Here is a 16544-nt window from a genome sequence, read left to right as displayed (position 1 = left end):
TCATCGTCTAAGGTCATATGTTTGCGCCATGACCCTTACGATCCCCTTTGATAACTCCTACGCCCGTTTGCCAGATTCCTTCTACACGCGGCAGTCTCCGGTCCCTGTAAAAGAGCCTCAGTTGATTGCGTTCAACGAGGGGCTAGCGCGGATTTTGCGCATCTCACCCGGAGATGTCACGGAGATGGCGCAGGCTTTTGCAGGGAATACGGTACCCGACGGAGCAGAGCCTTTGGCGCAGCTGTATTCGGGTCATCAGTTCGGGACGTATAATCCTCAGCTTGGCGACGGCCGTGCGGTTTTGCTGGGTGAGACTGTGGGCGAAGACGGAATACGCCGAGACATTCAGCTAAAAGGTTCGGGCCGGACACCTTATTCGCGGCAAGGCGATGGGCGGGCATGGCTGGGGCCGGTTTTGCGGGAATATGTGGTCTCAGAAGCGATGCATGCGCTGGGCATTCCGACCACACGGGCTCTGGCGGCCGTTGAAACGGGGGAAGCCGTTTACCGCGAAGGGCCGATGCCCGGGGCGGTTCTGACCCGTGTGGCGCAGAGCCATTTGCGCGTAGGCACGTTTCAGGTCTTTGCCGGGCGCAGGCAGGTCGAGAGCCTGAAGCAACTGACTGGCTATGCCATTCAGCGCCACTACCCAGAGGTCGAGGGGCCTATGGGGCTATTGCGGGCCGTTCGCGATGCGCAGGCGAAGCTGATCGCGGCGTGGATGAGCGTTGGGTTCATTCACGGGGTGATGAATACGGACAATTCCTCGATCGCGGGGGAGACCATTGATTATGGTCCTTGCGCCTTCATGGACAGCTATCATCCGAATACGGTCTACAGCTCGATCGACCAGATGGGGCGTTATGCCTATTCCAACCAGCCCGAAATCGCGGTGTGGAACCTCGCGCAACTGGCAACGGCCTTGATCCAGCAATACGATGACCCTCAGAACGGTGTCGAAGAGGCGACCGAGATCGTACACGCCATGCCCGATTTGCTCCAGCAGGAGTGGTTGAGCCGCTTCCGTGCCAAACTGGGTTTGACGCGCGCGGAGGACGGGGATCTTGAGCTGATCACCGACCTGTTGAAGCGCATGGCGGAAGAGCAGGCGGATTTCACCAACACGTTTCGGGCGCTGGGCGATGAGACTGCGCGGGATCAGTTCACGAACCCTGAGGCCTTTGAAAGTTGGGCTGAGGGTTGGCAGGCCCGCATGTCGCGCGAGGCGGACCCGCACGGGGTGATGTCAGCGACAAACCCGGCCGTCATCCCGCGCAACCACCGTGTTGAGCAGATGATCGAAGCTGCGGTGAAGGGGGACTATGCCCCGTTCCATCGTTTGAACGATGTGTTGTCACGCCCTTTCGAGGATCAGCCTGAGAATGCTGATCTGACACGGCCCCCCAGTGCAAATGAGGTGGTTCACGCCACGTTCTGCGGAACCTGATTGCGTCCCAGCAGCTCGAATTGCAGGCAGGTTTCGGACATGTCGATGGGCAGAGTTGGAGAGATCAGGCCGCTATCGGCCAGCATGACCGATTCCCGTTTCAGTTGGATTTCGCGCCCGGATTCGGATTTGACGTAAGTGCCCGATGTGCTGCGGTCCGTCAGGATCAGCTTGCCTGCTTTCATGGCAAGGACCGCATGCAGGCGCGAGATCCAGGGCTGAGGCAGGACCACATCGCAATCGGGCGCGCGGCCAATCTTGAACTCTCCGTTGCCGAGACAGCGCCAGACGCGGTCCTCATGGCGCAGGATCAGGGTCAGACCTTCGCGGGGCTGCCAGTTCTCCTCGGTGCGGCCAAAACTCTGCGGGAGGCGCGTCTGCGAGATAGAGTCGGATTCGGGGTGGATCAGGGAATAGGCCGTTTGCGGCTCGGTCAGACCTTTCAGGCTGAGCTGGCCCAGAGGTGTCAGCGTGCGCCGAAGATCAGCGGGCAGCAAGACGGCGATCCCCTGGCTGAAACAGGCCTCGCCCGGATTAGCGGCTGTGGCAAAGCGCGCTGTCACGTTGACGGCCTCGCCATAGATGCCGCGCTTGCCTATCACGATGGGGCCGCAATGCACGCCGACATGAACCGACAGCGGCGTATGTGTCGAAGGCTCAATCAGTTTCAGGGCTGCATTGTAGGCCGAGCTGGGGTTCTCGAAATAGCTGAGAACATCGTCGCCCTTTTGCCCGACCGGAATGCCGCCGAACTCCTGCAGGACGGAACGCAACCGGTCAATCTCAAGTTGGATCAGGCGCTGGGCTTCGTCATCGCCCACCGCCTTGTAGAGCGGCGTACTGCCCACGATATCGGCAATGATCATCGTGGCGAATGTGGATTCAACGTCCAAGGGCGAGTTTCCTTTTTGCGGCAGTTTAACCCCGCTTGATTTCGTGTAAACTTATTTAATGTAATGCTCATAAACCTTTGAGGGAACGCGCTGAGAATTGCAACACCGCGCCCATTCCAAAGGTTCCAAATCGGTGCCGTTGACCCTGAAAAGCGATATGAAAATACCCTCGGTTCTGCGGCTTGCCAGCTACAATATCCAGAAATGTGTCGGCCTTGATCTCCGGCGTCAGCCACAGCGCATCCTTCAGGTTCTCGAGGGAATGCGGGCCGATATCGTGGTGTTGCAGGAGGCTGACAAACGCTTGCCGCCACGGCCTGCCGCGCTCCCTCAGTTCATGTTGGATGAGGCCGGATGGCAGATCGTCGATCTGGGTGGAGCGGGCAGTTTGGGATGGCATGGAAATGCGGTGATCTGGCGCGGCGATGCGATCTCGGTCCGTCAAACCGGCCATCACGAATTGCCCGGGTTTGAGCCGCGCGGCGCGGTGCGGGTTGAGTTCGATACTCCCATTGGGCCGCTCAGGGTGATGGGCATGCATCTGGGTCTGCTGTCCGCCTCGCGTCGACGGCAGATCACCCATATACGCCAATTCGGCGCGGATCTGGAGGATATGCCGACCGTCTGGGCCGGAGATTTCAACGAATGGTCGCGCTCACCTGTGCTCGATAACCTCGTGCCCGAGATGCGGTTTCTGCCTCCGATCCCGAGCTTTCCCGCCGCCCAGCCCTTGGGAGCATTGGACCGGATTGCCCTTGGGCAGGGGGTCGAGGTGCATGCGCATGGCGTGCACGAGGATCGCCCGGCCCATATCGCCTCGGACCATCTGCCGATCTGGGCCGATCTGCACCTTGAAGGATGATCTGCGCAGACATGTCGAATTCTTGTGGCGCGGCGCGTACGGACATACTAAGACAGACACCCGAGTAGTTTCTGAGGGGCATCATGCCGGATACGATCATTTCGCGCTGTGAGGCCAAAGGCCTTCGCATGACCGGCCAGCGGCGCACCATTGCGCAGGTTCTCGAGGAGAGCGCGGACCACCCGGATGTCGAAGAACTCTATGCCCGTGCCTCGGCTTTGGATTCGGGCATCTCGATCGCAACGGTCTACCGCACGGTGAAACTGTTCGAAGAGGCCGGGATTTTGGAGCGTCTGGAATTCGGCGATGGCCGCGCCCGTTATGAAGATGCCGAGAGAGATCACCATGATCACCTGATCGACATGCAATCGGGGGAAGTGATCGAATTCGTCGACCCCGAGATCGAAGCTCTGCAAGAAAAGATCGCGGAAAAGTTGGGCTATCGCCTCAAGGGCCACCGGCTGGAGCTGTATGGCGTTCCCATCAAGCCTGAGTGATCCATCACCAAACGCGATGGGTGGCAACAAGACAATTCATCGCTCGCGATGTGATAGGTCTTGATTTAACGCAATGCATACGGTTTTGCTGAAGTGAGAAGGCGGCAATTGGTGCCGCCCATTTCTTTACGGACAGACCCATGAACAACGTCAACGGCATTTTGCTGGTCATTGCGTCTATGGCGGCTTTCACGCTTGAGGATGTGTTCATCAAGCAGCTGACGTCATCAATAATGCCGGGCCAGATTCTGGTCATGCTGGGGCTGGTCTGTTCTGTCGTATTTCTGGTCATGGCCATCGCGACCCGCAAACGGATATTTGTGCCCGAAGCGTGGCAGCTTTTGCCGATGATCCGCGCTATGTCCGAGGCCATCGCTGCGGTAGCCTTTGTGACGGCGCTGTCCCTTGTAGACCTTTCGACCGTCGCGGCCGTGTTCCAGGCGATGCCTCTAGCGGTCACCATGGGGGCAGCGTTGTTTCTGGGTGAACAGGTCGGTTGGCGACGCTGGAGCGCGATTGGCGTTGGCTTTGTCGGGGTACTAATGATCATCCGTCCCGGGCTTGAAGGTTTCCGCCCGGAATCCCTCTACGTAGTGGCTGCAGTTATTGGCGTGGCGGCGCGTGATCTGATTACTCGGCGGCTGGACAGCAAGGTCTCATCTGCGGTGGTGTCCTTACAGGCCTATCTGGCCTTGGCTGTGGGCGGCGCGACCTTGATGATCATGAGCGGCCATCCACTGGAAGCAATGCAAAGCGCTGAGGTCTGGCCTTTTGCCGGAGCGGCCTTGTTCGGAGTTCTGGGCTACTATGCGATCGTGATCGCGATGCGCGTCGGCGAAGCCTCAGCCGTTACGCCGTTTCGCTACACGCGGCTTCTGTTTTCGATCCTTGCGGGTGTCTTGGTCTTTGGCGAACGTCCGGACCTGATGACACTGGCCGGGGCGTCCCTGATCATCGGCTCGGGCCTGTATACCTTTCTACGCGAACGCAAATTGGCGCGAGCAATGGCCTTGGCCGCCGCGTAACCCTGTTGGCGCAAACATGGCGCTGTTAGCCCTAAAGGGCCGGGAATATACGTGTTAGCGATAACGGAAATGGTTTACTTTTAGTTCCGTGCTGCTATGACGCGTGCAACGGAATGCAGCCACAGGGACCGCCCTCATGAGTACCATCATCGACATTCACGCACGCGAAATCCTGGACAGCCGGGGCAACCCGACGGTCGAGGTCGACGTGATTCTGGAAGACGGCACAATGGGCCGCGCGGCTGTGCCCTCGGGTGCCTCCACCGGCGCCTATGAGGCGGTTGAAAAACGCGACGGTGACAAGGCGCGTTACATGGGCAAAGGCGTGCTCGAGGCCGTTGCCGCCGTCAACGGTGAGATCGCCGAAGAGCTGGTAGGCTTTGACGCGACTGAACAGGTCGCCATAGACCAGGCTATGATCGAACTGGACGGCACCGAGAACAAGGGTCGTCTGGGCGCAAACGCCATTCTGGGTGTTTCGCTGGCGACGGCCAAGGCGGCGGCGGATTTCACCACGCAACCCTTGTATCGCTATGTCGGTGGTACCTCGGCCCGCGTCCTGCCGGTTCCGATGATGAACATCATCAACGGGGGCGAGCACGCCGACAACCCGATCGACATTCAGGAATTCATGATCATGCCGACCTCGGCCGCGAATATTCGCGAGGCGGTTCGCATGGGCTCCGAGGTGTTCCACACACTCAAGCGTGAGCTGTCGGCTGCCGGTCTGGCCACCGGAGTGGGCGACGAAGGCGGCTTTGCCCCCAACATCGCATCGACCCGTGAGGCATTGGATTTCATCCTGCAGGCGGTCGAAAAAGCGGGCTACAAGCCGGGCGAGGAAATTCACCTCGCCCTGGATTGCGCCGCGACCGAATACTTCAAGGACGGCAAATATGTGCTGGCGGGTGAGAATATCTCGCTGACCTCAGAGGAAAACGCCGAGTATCTGGCGACCCTGGTCAAAGACTATCCGATCATATCGATCGAAGACGGGATGTCCGAAGACGACTGGGATGGTTGGAAAGCTCTGACTGATGCCATCGGTGATAAGGTGCAACTGGTTGGCGACGACCTTTTCGTGACCAACCCGGAACGTCTGGCCGAAGGGATCGAGCGTGGCTGCGCCAACTCGATGTTGGTCAAGGTGAACCAAATCGGATCGCTGACCGAGACACTACGCGCCGTCGATATGGCCCACCGCGCGCGTTATACCAACGTGATGTCGCATCGCTCAGGCGAGACCGAGGACTCCACCATTGCCGATCTGGCCGTGGCGACCAATTGCGGTCAGATCAAGACCGGCTCGCTGGCGCGCTCGGACCGGTTGGCCAAGTATAACCAGCTGATCCGTATCGAAGAATCGCTGGGTGAAGTTGCGGAATATGCCGGAGCGTCGATCCTGAAACGGTGATCTGAAACCCGGTGCAGAACTCTGTTAGAGACCCTCTTTCCCCGGAAAGAGGGCCTTTTTGATAGCAAAAGGACGGCTGCGACTGTTTATTCCTCTGGCTAGGAGAATTCGCCTTATTTGCAGGCGTTTAGCGGGTTAACAGATGTTATGTGTGAACTTAATCACACAGCGCTCACGGTTTCGTGTTCTATACTGTCGCCATTACAGAAAGGAGCACACCATGACTGGTTCGAAATTCCTTCTCGTAGCGACAGTTCTCAGCACTGTATTTCTGGCGGCCTGTGCAGGGCCCGGGACCTATCCGATCACAGGGCAAAAGGTCTCCTCCGACGATCCGGTGCAGGAGATGTACTATAACCCGAGTGTGGTTTTCCGGGGCGAGTCGCGCTAGAGCGTTTTGCTCATCAGCATATAGCGCTCGCGTGGTTTGAAGCCCGTGCGCAGATATAGTTTCTGCGTCGCCTCATGCGTGCGGTCGACTTCAAGGTGCAGGGCGGTCAGCCCTGCCTCGGCCAGGGCCTTGGGCAGTTCCAGCAGAACCTCGGTCGCGATGCCCCGTCCACGAACGGCGGGGCGGATGTAGATTTCGTCCACGAACCCATCCATGCCGCCGAATTCAACCGACCAGCCGAAGGTCAGGATGATATAGCCCAAAGGCGCGCGACCCGGGCCAATCAGGTAGATGCAGCCATGGGGGATGCCCTCAAGCAGAGGCATCAGCGCCTCGCGCCGTTGATCGGCGTCCTGTGCGATCCCCTGTTCGGCATGGAACGCAGAGACAAGCCCCATCAGGCGGTCCAGATCTTCGGGGCGAGCCAGTCTTAAAGCGGCGGTCATAGGCGGGCCAGCCTTTCCGTGAGAAGGGTGAAGAAACCTTGGGCGTCCACGTCGCCCATGAACATAGCATTCGGTTTTCGGTCTGTTACACGCCACCAGTCAGCGACTGTCATTCCCAGCGTCAATTCTGACTTGGTTTCGATCTCAACATTAATGTGGCGACCCGAGAACAGTTCTGGCTGAATCAAATAGGCGGTAACGCAGGGATCGTGCAATGGTGCGCCTTCCGAGCCATACTTTTCCTTATCAAAACGTTCGAAGAAATCGGTCATTTCGGCAACTGCATGACCGACCTTACTATCCAGCGATCTGAATGCGTCATTGCGATGCGGTGTAACCAAAGCGTCATGGGTCACATCAAGAGGCATGACGACAATATGAACTCCAGATTTAAACACGATATCAGCAGCTTCAGGATCGACATAGATGTTAAACTCTGCGGCTGGCGTGATGTTGCCGACCTCGAAATAAGCACCGCCCATCAGCACGATTTCCTGCACCCGGTCGACGATATCCGGGGCCTTCTGGAAGGCGGTCGCGATGTTCGTCAGCGGCCCCAGCGGGCAGAGCGTGACTGTCCCGGGTTCCTGCGTGCGCAGGGTTTCGATGATGAAATCAACCGCGTGGCCCTCGGTCAAAGGCATCTGTGGATCCGGCAGAACGGGACCGTCCAGCCCGGTTTTGCCGTGCACATGTTCAGCCGTGATAAGAGGGCGTTTAAGCGGCCGGTCGCATCCGGCATAGACCGGCACCTCGGTATGGCCCGCCAACTCACAGACAATACGCGCGTTCTTGGCGGTCAGTTCAAGCGGCACATTCCCGGCGACGGCAGTGATACCCAGAACCTCGATCTCTTCGGGGCTGGCGAGCGCTAAAAGAATGGCGACGGCGTCGTCCTGACCGGGGTCGGTGTCGATGATGATCTTGCGGGGCATTGGAGTCTCCGGGGGGCGTGAAGGTCGGACAGTCGCAAGTGTCACGTGACTTGTCCACCTGATTCAGGCTCCAACTGGCGGGAGTTTGCCATTGGCGCGATGTTCCTCGGTCTTCACCTCATCCCACAGCGCATCCATCTCGGCCAGATCGCTTTGTGAGGGGGTTTTGCCGCGCGCGGCCAGGCGAGCCTCAACCTGCTCAAATCGGCGGGTAAACTTGGCGTTGGTGCGGCGCAGGGCGGCCTCGGGTTCGATCCCCAGATGCCGCCCGAGATTGACCATCACGAACAGCAGATCGCCGAATTCATCTTCGAGCGCGTCGGCGTCCTTGGCGTTGCGCGCTTCTTCCAACTCGGCAGCTTCTTCGGTGATCTTGGCGAGGACATGGCTGGCATCGGGCCAGTCGAATCCCACACGCGCAGCCCGCTTTTGCAGCTTGTGCGCGCGCAGCAGGGCAGGCAGGTTGGCGGCCACACCATCCAGCGCGCCTTTCTGTTCCTTGCCTGCGCGTTCAGCGGCTTTGATGGTTTCCCAATCAACGGTCTGTTGATCGGCGGACTTGTCACGGGATTCGTCGCCGAACACATGCGGGTGCCGGCTGACCATCTTGTCAGACATGGTGCGGACCACGTCCTGAAAGGTGAAATGCCCCGCTTCCTCAGCCATTTGCGCGTGGAATACGGATTGGAAGAGAAGGTCGCCAAGTTCTCCCTTTAGCTCATCATAGGCCTGCCGTTCGATGGCGTCGGCGACCTCATAGGCTTCCTCGATCGTGTAGGGGGCGATGGTGGCGAAATCCTGTTCGATGTCCCACGGACAACCGCTTTGCGGGTCGCGCAAGCGGCGCATGATTTCCAGCAGGCGCTCGATACCCGCATCGCTGTCATGGATCAGAGGATTTTCAGCCATTGCGAACCCTTTCGTTCCGGTGTCAGATGCATCCATTCCGCAGTCCCGATCAGGAGTCCACCCCAGATGCCCGTCGTCAACCGAATTGCCGATTTTGCCGCCGATATGGCCAAGTGGCGCCAGCACTTGCACACGATCCCTGAACTGGAGTTCGAATGCTACGAGACAGCGGCTTTCGTGGCTGAGCGTCTTCGGGAGTTCGGGGTGGATGAGCTGCACGAAGGCATCGCCAAGACCGGGATGGTGGCGATCATCAATGGGCAGGGCGACGGCCCGACCATCGGTTTGCGGGCCGATATGGACGCGCTGCCGATCCCCGAGGAGACGGGCGTTGAATACGCCTCGAAGAACCCCGGCAAGATGCATGCCTGCGGGCATGACGGGCATACCACGATGCTGTTGGGGGCTGCGCGCTATCTGGCCGAGACGCGGAATTTCGCGGGCCGTGTGGCACTGATCTTTCAACCGGCCGAAGAAGAAGGCGGCGGCGCGGATGTGATGGTGCAGGAAGGCATCATGGACCGGTTCGACATCTCTCAGGTCTATGGCATTCACAATGATCCGGGAAACCCCGAGGGCGCCTTCTACACGACCGCCGGACCTCTGATGGCCGCTGTGGATACGTTCGAGATCCACGTGCAAGGGCAGGGCGGCCACGGAGCTTTGCCACACCAGACAAAGGACCCGGTCATGGCGGCCTGCGGGATTGCGCAGGCGATCCAGACGATTGTCAGCCGGAACCACTATGCAGTGCAGGATCTGGTGATTTCCGTCACGCAGATTCACGCCGGAACGGTGAACAATGTGATCCCGGATACCGCCTATCTGAACGGCACCGTTCGCACGTTTGATCCAACGGTTCAGAAGATGGTGATGGAGAGGATGGAGCAGATCGTGGCAGGGCAGGCGGCCTCATACGGGGTTGAGGCGACGCTGGACTATCAGATCGGCTATCCGGCGACGATCAATGACGCTGAGAAAACGGCCTTTGCCGCGGATGTTGCGCGCGAGGTTTCGGGTGACGATCGCGTTGTCGACAATATGGGTCGCGACATGGGGGCCGAGGATTTCTCATACATGCTGCAGGCGCGTCCCGGGGCGTATCTGTTTCTGGGTCAGGGCGAGGGCGCCGGGCTGCACCACCCGAAATACAACTTCAACGATGATATCGCACCGGTCGGGGCCTCGTTCTTTGCCCGGATCGTGGAAATGGCGCAGCCGCTGGGCTGAGGGGACAAGACATGGCACTGGAAGACGCAAAGCATCAGGTCGATGAGGCCTTTACCAACCCCGACCTCAAGGGCCTATCCTATGAGAACACCTTCGGCGGCGCGACCTCGTTCCTACGGCGGCTATACACCAAGGACCTGAAAGGCGTGGATATCGCCGTCACCGGCGTGCCTTTCGATCAGGCGGTGACGAACCGCCCCGGCACAAGGCTCGGCCCCCGTGCGATCCGCGAGGCGAGCGCCCTGCAATCCCCCGATGCACCATACGGTTGGCCCTTTGACGCGCTGAGCGAGCTGGCGATCGTTGACTATGGCGATATGGCCTATGACTACGCTAATATCCCTGCCTTTCCCGACACGCTGACCGATCATGTCCGCACGATTCTGGCGGCTGACGTGGCCTCGGTCACCTTGGGCGGAGATCACTATATCAGCTTTCCGATCCTGAAAGCTTATGCCGAGAAATACGGCCCGATATCCTTGCTGCAGTTCGATGCGCATACGGATACCTGGGCGGACGATGACATGTCCCGCGTCGATCACGGGACCATGTTTTACAAGGCCGTGAAATCGGGGATCGTGGACCCGAAACGCTCGGTTCAGGTTGGTATCCGCACCAGCAACGAGGACACGCTGGGCGTCAACATCATCGACGCGCGCGAGGTCTACGAATCCGGCCCCGCTGCTGTGGCGCAGAAGATCAAATCCATTCTCGGCGACCGCCCCGTCTATCTGAGTTTCGATATCGACGGCCTGGACCCGGCCTTTGCGCCGGGGACCGGCACGCCGGTTTGGGGCGGGTTGTCCTCGATTCAGGCGCAGATCATTCTGCGCGACATCGCCGGGATCAACATCAAGGGCGGAGATGTGGTCGAGGTTTCTCCGCCCTATGACACCTCCGGGGCGACTGCCATTGCGGGCGCTCATGTGGCCACGCAAATCATCTGCCTGCTGGGGTGGAACCGGCTTATGGCCGAGAAAAAGTAAACGGGGATCGAAGCGCGTTAACCAATGGTTAGCCAAGTTTCCGCTATGTGCTGAGAAACGTGATCTGATGGGATGGGAACCAACTGCACATGACTGAAAAAAATCAACCGATCAGCGGCAATGATCTGGCGCGGTTCTCTGGGCCGAACACGTTCATGCGGCTGCCGCAGGCGACCTCGTTGTCGGGGCTGGATGTGGCGCTGTTGGGGATACCGATGGATATCGGCACCTCGTGGCGGTCGGGCACGCGGTTCGGACCCAAGCAAATCCGCAGCGAAAGCGCGATGATCCGGCCCTACAACATGGCCACTTCCGCTGCCCCGTTCGATACGTTGCAGATTGCCGATATCGGCGATCTGGCGATCAATACGTTTTCGCTGTCGGAAAGCCTCAAGATCATCAAGGACAGCTATGACGGTATCCTCGCGCAGAACGTGATCCCTGTGGCGATGGGCGGAGATCACTCCATCACCCTGCCGATCTTGCGTGCGATTGCGGCGAAACACGGGCCGGTCGCTCTGGTGCATGTGGATGCCCATGCGGATGTAAACGATGAGATGTTTGGCGAGCGTGAGACCCATGGCACCGTCTTCCGCCGTGCTTATGAAGAAAAGCTGATCGTCCCCGAAAAGACTTTTCAGATCGGCATTCGCGGTTCGGGCTATGCCTCAACCGACTTTACCGAGGCGCAGGGCTGGGGTTTCCAGCAATTCCCCGCGTGGGAGTTGTGGCAGCAGAACCTCACGCAGATCGGCTCGCAAATCCGCAAGACGGTCGGCGATCACCCGGTCTATATCACCTATGACATTGACAGTCTGGATCCGGCCTACGCCCCCGGCACCGGCACGCCCGAGATCGGAGGGCTGACAACCCCGCAAGCCCTGCAGCTGATCCACGCGCTGCAAGGGGTGAACGTGGTGGGCTGCGATCTGGTGGAGGTGTCTCCGCCCTACGACCCGTCGGGGAATACGGCGCTGACGGCGGCCAACCTTCTGTTCGAGCTTCTGTGCATCCTGCCCGGTGTGACGTCACGGTAGCTGGCCGGGTTCGCCTTGAAACTGCATCTGTTCCGCATAGGGTTCAGCAAAAGGACAGGGACGGAATGAAACGCATGCTGATTTTGGGTGTTGTTGGTCTGGTGGTCGCCCTAGGGGCCTATATCCGACTTGCGCCCTCCGATCCGGCGGACTGGCACACTGACCCTCAGGCTAGGACCAACCAGGATCTGCAAGGTGGCGTACTGCGCGTGGTCGAAACCGGGCCAGAGGGGCTTGCGAGGCTGGATGCCATTGCCCGCAACGCGCCCCGCACAACTGTTCTGGCCGGGTCGGTGGGTGAGGGGCGGATCACCTATATCACCCACACCAAGATCATCGGCTTCCCTGACTACACCACAGCCCAGCAGGACGGAGACGTGTTGCGCATTCATGGCCGCTTGCGCTTTGGTCGCAAAGATTTCGGAGTGAACAAGGCCCGCGTTAATGGGTGGCTGGCGCAGATGTAGGCGTTTAGGACGCGGATGTCTTGAGGGTCTGATCCAGATCGGGCCAATCCAAATCCGAGGACAGGCATCCTTCCTGCACTTCGCGCCACATCGGCACATTCAACGACATCTGGCATTGCGCGGTGAAAATCCGGCCATCAACCTGCAAGCAGATCATTTGGCCCAACTCGATCCGCGAGCCTGACTTGTCAGTGCAATAGCAATCGCGAACCTTGCCATCCGGCCCGACATAATCGGCCATGGCGGGTAGTGCGAACAGCGATAAAATGAAAACCAACCCCTTCATAGCGGTGACCTTAGCACAAGGCTGGCCCTTGACCAAAGCCCCAGATTAAGAGACACCCGCCGGATGATCCCCGAAGAACGCCTCGAGCAGATAACCCAGCGATTCCAATACCTCGAAGCCGCCATGGCTGATGGCGCATCGGGCGGGGATATTGCGACCCTGGCAAAAGAGTATTCCGACCTCAAACCGGTGGTCGATCAGATCCTGTCCTGGCGTCAGCTGGTCTCGGATTTGGCTGAGGCAGAGGCGATGCTGGCCGACCCGGATATGAAGGAACTGGCCGAGGAGGAAATCCCCCAGCTTCAGTCCCGTATCCCCGAGGCCGAACATGCGCTGCAACTGGCGCTGCTGCCCAAGGACGCAGCGGATGCGCGACCGGCCATGCTGGAAATCCGTCCCGGCACCGGCGGGGATGAAGCGGCGTTGTTCGCTGGGGACCTGCTGCGCATGTACCAACGCTATGCCGAGGCGCGGGGATGGCGGTTCGAGATCATCGAAGAACAGGCCTCGGACCTTGGCGGCATCAAAGAGGTCGTCGCCCATATCAAAGGCGACAATGTCTTTGCGCGGATGAAATACGAATCCGGCGTGCATCGGGTGCAACGTGTGCCCGAAACCGAAAGCGGCGGGCGGATTCACACCTCGGCAGCGACGGTCGCGGTTCTGCCCGAGGCCGAGGATGTCGACATCCAGATCGACGCGAATGACATCCGCATTGATACGATGCGGTCGTCCGGCGCCGGGGGGCAGCACGTGAACACCACCGACTCCGCCGTGCGGATTACCCACTTGCCGACCGGTCTCGTGGTGACCAGCTCCGAGAAATCGCAGCACCGCAACCGCGAGATCGCGATGCAGGTGCTGAAAACACGCCTCTATGATCTGGAGCGTCAGCGGATCGATAGTGAACGCTCAGCGGATCGGGCCAGTCAGGTCGGCTCGGGCGATCGGTCCGAGCGGATCCGGACCTATAATTTCCCACAAGGTCGAATGACGGACCATCGCATCAACCTGACGCTCTACAAGCTGGATCAGGTCATGCAAGGCGATTTGGATGAGGTGATCGATGCCTTGACCGCAGATGATCAGGCCCGGCTGCTGGCCGAGATGGCACAATGATCGCGGCCCTGACCGCCGCCAAGGCGATGGCTGCCGCAACAGCCCGCCTGCGTGCTGCCGGTGTCAATGACCCGGCACGCGACGCGCGGGTTCTATTGGCGCATGCGGCGCGAATCGAGGCCAGCCGCGTCACTCTGATCGCGCCCGAGGAGCTGTCGCCCGACATCGCCGAACGCTATGAGCAATTGGTGTCGCTGCGCGCGATCCGGGTGCCTGTGTCGCATCTTTTGGGGGAGCGGGAATTCTACGGTCGCAGTTTCCGCGTCAGCCGCGATGTGCTGGACCCGCGCCCCGAGACAGAAACGCTGATCGAAGCCGCTTTGAGCGAGCCGTTTGACCATGTTCTGGACCTTGGGGTTGGCTCGGGCTGCATCCTGGTGACGCTGCTGGCCGAACGCGCCAGTGCCACGGGCCTGGGGGCAGATCTGAGCGAAGCGGCTTGTCTGCAGGCCAGCGCCAACGCGGTTGAGCATAATGTACAGGACCGGGCCGAGATTGTGCGCTCGGATTGGTTCGAGCGGATTGAAGGGCAGTTTGACCTCATCGTCTCGAACCCGCCCTATATCGCGCTGTCTGAAATGCAAAATCTGTCGCCCGAAGTGCGCGAGCATGAACCGCGCATGGCTTTGACCGATGAAGGGGACGGGCTGGACGCCTATCGCAGGATCGCGGCGGGTGCACCTGATTTCCTGATGGCGGGCGGGCGCTTGCTGGTTGAAATCGGGTCGACACAGGCCAAGGACGTGTCGGCCTTGTTCGATGCCGCTGGCTTGTTGGATATCCGGGTCATCTCTGATCTGGATGGGCGAGACCGTGTTGTTTTGGGCAGAATCCCGGGTTGAACGCAACGTTAGAGGCCGAAAAGCGCCGGTCTTTGTAAAAAAGCTGCAAAATATCCCAGAAACCTCTTGTCTGAGGCGGCAGGACATGTTTACTCAGGAATGGTCGGAGAGGTTGACGCTGGTTCAGCGCGCCCCTGACGCCAAGCCCAAAAAAGCCGATGACACGTTACGGGACAGGCCTCTGAGCAGCGTAAGGTACGGGTTGATCGGCAGCGAATTGATAAGGCTGACGTAAAGTAAGATGAGATCTTCCAAATCCCGCTCGCGGGCCAAAAATAACCGCAATCGTCCTTCTGGCGGCAACGTCGTCAACCGTGTGTTCGACAGCTCGGGCCCCGAGGGCAAGGTGCGTGGCACACCGCAGCAGATCATTGACAAATACAACCAGCTTGCGCGCGATGCACAGCTGTCCAACGACCGTGTCGCGGCTGAGAACTTTCAGCAACACGCCGAACACTATCTGCGGATGCTGAGCGAGGCGCAGCGCGAGATTGAAGCGCGCCGCGAAGAGCAGGAGCGCCAGAACCGCGAACGTCAGGCCGAGCGCGACCGTGAACGCGCCGAGCGTCAGGAGCGTGAAGCCGCTCGTCAGGCCGACCCCGCCGAGGCGCCGCAGCCAGATGTGATGGATTTCAGCGCGCCTGAACCTGCACCGGAAAGCGGGTTGGTTGAGACCCCTGAGAGCAAAGACAAAGGCGCTCAGGCCCCTGAGAAGAAGGAAAAGCCGCCGCGTAAACCGCGTGCGCCGCGCAAGCCCAAAGCTGCACCTGCGGCTGAAGAAGCGCCAAAACCCGATGGGGACGCGCCCGAAGCGGCCGAGTAAACCCTGCACGGATACGAAGAAAGCCCCGGTTTGACCCGGGGCTTTTTTGTTGCGCCTAGGTTTTTTTGACTTCGCGTGCGAGGGCGCAGAAGGCCTCAAGCGGGATCTGTTCGGCCCGCTCGGTAGGCTTGATGCCGGCTGCGATCAGGCGGTCCTCGATATCAGGCGCCACACCTTTCAATGAGGCACGCAGCATTTTGCGGCGTTGATTGAATGCTGCGGCCACGACGCGGGACAGGGTACTGGCGTCGGCTGGATAGCGCGGCTCGGGCAAGGCGGTTAGGTGAACCACCGCGCTGGAGACTTTCGGTGGTGGGGTGAACGCACCGGGAGGCAGGGACATGGCGATACGCGCCTCGGCTCTCCATTGGGCCAGAATCGCAAGGCGACCATAGGCTTTGCTTCCGGGTTGGGCGACGATGCGTTCGGCCACTTCGCGCTGGAACATCAAGGTCAGGCTCTGCCAGAAGGGTGGCCATTCCGGCGGAGTCAGCCAGCGCACCAGCAGCTCGGTGCCGACGTTGTAGGGTAGGTTGGCCGCGACGCGGATGGGCGGGGTCAGGTGTTCCAGCGGGTTGATTTCCAGCGCGTCGCCGTTGATCACCTCCAACTGGCCCGGATAGGCGGTGGCGATGTCATTTAGGGCAGCGATACAGCGGGTGTCTTTTTCCACCGCCACGACCTTGCGCGCGCCCTCAGATAGCAACCCACGGGTCAGCCCTCCGGGGCCGGGGCCGATTTCCAGAACGTCACAAGTGCTGAGGTCTCCGGCCTGGCGCGCGATCTTGGCGGTCAGGTTCAGGTCAAGCAGAAAGTTCTGGCCCAGCGATTTGCGGGCGGACAGCTGGTGGGTCGCGATGACTTCACGTAGGGGGGGGAGGGTGTCGATAGCGCTCATGATCCGGTTACCGTGACGCGATTGGAGGGGGCAACGC

Annotated in this window: 19 protein-coding genes; 13 read left to right on the top strand and 6 right to left on the bottom strand. The window is 59.9% G+C overall.

Features of this window, described 5'->3' with window-relative positions; translation table 11 throughout:
• Positions 1-28: 28 nt before the first annotated feature.
• Complete coding sequence (locus ACR0J4_RS02130) at positions 29-1447, top strand: protein adenylyltransferase SelO (protein WP_170641924.1); 1419 nt, start codon at positions 29-31, stop codon at positions 1445-1447.
• Here the strand turns inward: ACR0J4_RS02130 and ACR0J4_RS02125 are convergent.
• Entirely contained in the window at positions 1423-2340 is a 918-nt protein-coding gene (locus tag ACR0J4_RS02125) for an adenylate/guanylate cyclase domain-containing protein (protein ID WP_170548229.1), read from the bottom strand. The two genes, ACR0J4_RS02130 and ACR0J4_RS02125, sit on opposite strands and share 25 nt — an antisense overlap.
• Positions 2341-2497: 157 nt before the next feature.
• Here ACR0J4_RS02125 and ACR0J4_RS02120 point away from each other — a divergent pair, with 157 nt between their 5' ends.
• The 5 genes from ACR0J4_RS02120 (at position 2498) to ACR0J4_RS02100 (ending at position 6529) form a co-directional block, all read left to right on the top strand.
• Positions 2498-3202 (top strand): endonuclease/exonuclease/phosphatase family protein, encoded by a 705-nt coding sequence (locus ACR0J4_RS02120; protein WP_170548232.1) that lies wholly within the window; start codon positions 2498-2500, stop codon positions 3200-3202.
• Between the two features lie 83 nt (positions 3203-3285).
• On the top strand, positions 3286-3699 hold the full coding sequence (locus ACR0J4_RS02115; RefSeq protein WP_170373928.1) for a Fur family transcriptional regulator: 414 nt from the start codon (positions 3286-3288) through the stop codon (positions 3697-3699).
• Positions 3700-3839: 140 nt separating this feature from the next.
• Positions 3840-4724 carry a DMT family transporter gene (locus ACR0J4_RS02110; RefSeq protein ID WP_170641922.1) on the top strand — a complete coding sequence of 295 codons (885 nt, stop codon included), beginning with the start codon at positions 3840-3842 and terminating at the stop codon, positions 4722-4724.
• A gap of 136 nt (positions 4725-4860) precedes the next feature.
• Positions 4861-6138, top strand: a complete 1278-nt coding sequence (eno, locus tag ACR0J4_RS02105; RefSeq protein ID WP_170548237.1) for a phosphopyruvate hydratase — start codon at positions 4861-4863, stop codon at positions 6136-6138.
• A gap of 220 nt (positions 6139-6358) precedes the next feature.
• Positions 6359-6529 (top strand): hypothetical protein, encoded by a 171-nt coding sequence (locus ACR0J4_RS02100; RefSeq protein ID WP_170373925.1) that lies wholly within the window; start codon positions 6359-6361, stop codon positions 6527-6529.
• Here ACR0J4_RS02100 and ACR0J4_RS02095 read toward each other — a convergent pair.
• The 3 genes from ACR0J4_RS02095 to mazG form a co-directional block, all read right to left on the bottom strand.
• Complete coding sequence (locus tag ACR0J4_RS02095; RefSeq protein ID WP_170548240.1) at positions 6526-6975, bottom strand: GNAT family N-acetyltransferase; 450 nt, start codon at positions 6973-6975, stop codon at positions 6526-6528. The genes ACR0J4_RS02100 and ACR0J4_RS02095 overlap by 4 nt on opposite strands.
• A complete protein-coding gene (locus ACR0J4_RS02090) occupies positions 6972-7910 on the bottom strand; it encodes a nucleoside hydrolase (protein WP_170641920.1) in 939 nt (312 codons plus the stop codon). Before ACR0J4_RS02090 ends, ACR0J4_RS02095 begins: the two co-directional genes overlap by 4 nt.
• Positions 7911-7973: 63 nt before the next feature.
• Positions 7974-8819, bottom strand: a complete 846-nt coding sequence (mazG, locus tag ACR0J4_RS02085) for a nucleoside triphosphate pyrophosphohydrolase (RefSeq protein ID WP_170641918.1) — start codon at positions 8817-8819, stop codon at positions 7974-7976.
• Positions 8820-8885: 66 nt separating this feature from the next.
• Between mazG and ACR0J4_RS02080 the strand changes: the two genes are divergently transcribed.
• The 4 genes from ACR0J4_RS02080 (at position 8886) to ACR0J4_RS02065 (ending at position 12539) form a co-directional block, all read left to right on the top strand.
• Entirely contained in the window at positions 8886-10049 is a 1164-nt protein-coding gene (locus ACR0J4_RS02080; RefSeq protein ID WP_170641916.1) for a M20 aminoacylase family protein, read from the top strand.
• 11 nt (positions 10050-10060) lie between these two features.
• Positions 10061-11035, top strand: a complete 975-nt coding sequence (gene speB / locus ACR0J4_RS02075; RefSeq protein ID WP_170641914.1) for an agmatinase — start codon at positions 10061-10063, stop codon at positions 11033-11035.
• A gap of 89 nt (positions 11036-11124) precedes the next feature.
• A complete protein-coding gene (gene speB, locus ACR0J4_RS02070; protein ID WP_170641912.1) occupies positions 11125-12072 on the top strand; it encodes an agmatinase in 948 nt (315 codons plus the stop codon).
• Positions 12073-12137: 65 nt separating this feature from the next.
• A complete protein-coding gene (locus ACR0J4_RS02065) occupies positions 12138-12539 on the top strand; it encodes a DUF1499 domain-containing protein (RefSeq protein ID WP_170641910.1) in 402 nt (133 codons plus the stop codon).
• Positions 12540-12543: 4 nt separating this feature from the next.
• Here ACR0J4_RS02065 and ACR0J4_RS02060 read toward each other — a convergent pair whose 3' ends face one another.
• Positions 12544-12825, bottom strand: a complete 282-nt coding sequence (locus ACR0J4_RS02060; RefSeq protein ID WP_170373917.1) for a hypothetical protein — start codon at positions 12823-12825, stop codon at positions 12544-12546.
• 63 nt (positions 12826-12888) lie between these two features.
• Between ACR0J4_RS02060 and prfA the strand changes: the two genes are divergently transcribed.
• The 3 genes from prfA (at position 12889) to ACR0J4_RS02045 (ending at position 15609) form a co-directional block, all read left to right on the top strand.
• Positions 12889-13944, top strand: coding sequence for a peptide chain release factor 1 (gene prfA, locus ACR0J4_RS02055; protein ID WP_170373916.1), 1056 nt, complete (start codon positions 12889-12891; stop codon positions 13942-13944).
• Complete coding sequence (gene prmC, locus ACR0J4_RS02050; RefSeq protein WP_170641908.1) at positions 13941-14786, top strand: peptide chain release factor N(5)-glutamine methyltransferase; 846 nt, start codon at positions 13941-13943, stop codon at positions 14784-14786. Before prfA ends, prmC begins: the two co-directional genes overlap by 4 nt.
• Positions 14787-15027: 241 nt before the next feature.
• Entirely contained in the window at positions 15028-15609 is a 582-nt protein-coding gene (locus ACR0J4_RS02045) for a DUF4167 domain-containing protein (RefSeq protein ID WP_170548268.1), read from the top strand.
• A gap of 55 nt (positions 15610-15664) precedes the next feature.
• On the opposite strand, the gene rsmA is transcribed toward ACR0J4_RS02045, so the two are convergent.
• The gene (gene rsmA / locus ACR0J4_RS02040) at positions 15665-16507 is read right to left on the bottom strand and encodes a 16S rRNA (adenine(1518)-N(6)/adenine(1519)-N(6))-dimethyltransferase RsmA (protein WP_170548271.1); all 843 of its coding nucleotides are present in this window, start codon (positions 16505-16507) and stop codon (positions 15665-15667) included.
• Positions 16508-16544: the final 37 nt, after the last annotated feature.

The organism is Ruegeria sp. B10 (assembly GCF_056539825.1).
Note: the sequence above shows the minus strand (reverse complement) of the source record. Positions and strands in the feature narration are given on the sequence as shown.

Bases quoted from the DNA above. Each gene is read 5' to 3' on its own strand.
- ACR0J4_RS02130 (WP_170641924.1), top strand. From the start codon at position 29: ATGACCCTTACGATCCCCTTTGATAACTCCTACGCCCGTTTGCCAGAT.
- ACR0J4_RS02120 (WP_170548232.1), top strand. From the start codon at position 2,498: ATGAAAATACCCTCGGTTCTGCGGCTTGCCAGCTACAATATCCAGAAA.
- ACR0J4_RS02115 (WP_170373928.1), top strand. From the start codon at position 3,286: ATGCCGGATACGATCATTTCGCGCTGTGAGGCCAAAGGCCTTCGCATG.
- ACR0J4_RS02110 (WP_170641922.1), top strand. From the start codon at position 3,840: ATGAACAACGTCAACGGCATTTTGCTGGTCATTGCGTCTATGGCGGCT.
- eno (WP_170548237.1), top strand. From the start codon at position 4,861: ATGAGTACCATCATCGACATTCACGCACGCGAAATCCTGGACAGCCGG.
- ACR0J4_RS02100 (WP_170373925.1), top strand. From the start codon at position 6,359: ATGACTGGTTCGAAATTCCTTCTCGTAGCGACAGTTCTCAGCACTGTA.
- ACR0J4_RS02095 (WP_170548240.1), bottom strand. From the start codon at position 6,975: ATGACCGCCGCTTTAAGACTGGCTCGCCCCGAAGATCTGGACCGCCTG.
- ACR0J4_RS02090 (WP_170641920.1), bottom strand. From the start codon at position 7,910: ATGCCCCGCAAGATCATCATCGACACCGACCCCGGTCAGGACGACGCC.
- mazG (WP_170641918.1), bottom strand. From the start codon at position 8,819: ATGGCTGAAAATCCTCTGATCCATGACAGCGATGCGGGTATCGAGCGC.
- ACR0J4_RS02080 (WP_170641916.1), top strand. From the start codon at position 8,886: ATGCCCGTCGTCAACCGAATTGCCGATTTTGCCGCCGATATGGCCAAG.
- speB (WP_170641914.1), top strand. From the start codon at position 10,061: ATGGCACTGGAAGACGCAAAGCATCAGGTCGATGAGGCCTTTACCAAC.
- speB (WP_170641912.1), top strand. From the start codon at position 11,125: ATGACTGAAAAAAATCAACCGATCAGCGGCAATGATCTGGCGCGGTTC.
- ACR0J4_RS02065 (WP_170641910.1), top strand. From the start codon at position 12,138: ATGAAACGCATGCTGATTTTGGGTGTTGTTGGTCTGGTGGTCGCCCTA.
- ACR0J4_RS02060 (WP_170373917.1), bottom strand. From the start codon at position 12,825: ATGAAGGGGTTGGTTTTCATTTTATCGCTGTTCGCACTACCCGCCATG.
- prfA (WP_170373916.1), top strand. From the start codon at position 12,889: ATGATCCCCGAAGAACGCCTCGAGCAGATAACCCAGCGATTCCAATAC.
- prmC (WP_170641908.1), top strand. From the start codon at position 13,941: ATGATCGCGGCCCTGACCGCCGCCAAGGCGATGGCTGCCGCAACAGCC.
- ACR0J4_RS02045 (WP_170548268.1), top strand. From the start codon at position 15,028: ATGAGATCTTCCAAATCCCGCTCGCGGGCCAAAAATAACCGCAATCGT.
- rsmA (WP_170548271.1), bottom strand. From the start codon at position 16,507: ATGAGCGCTATCGACACCCTCCCCCCCCTACGTGAAGTCATCGCGACC.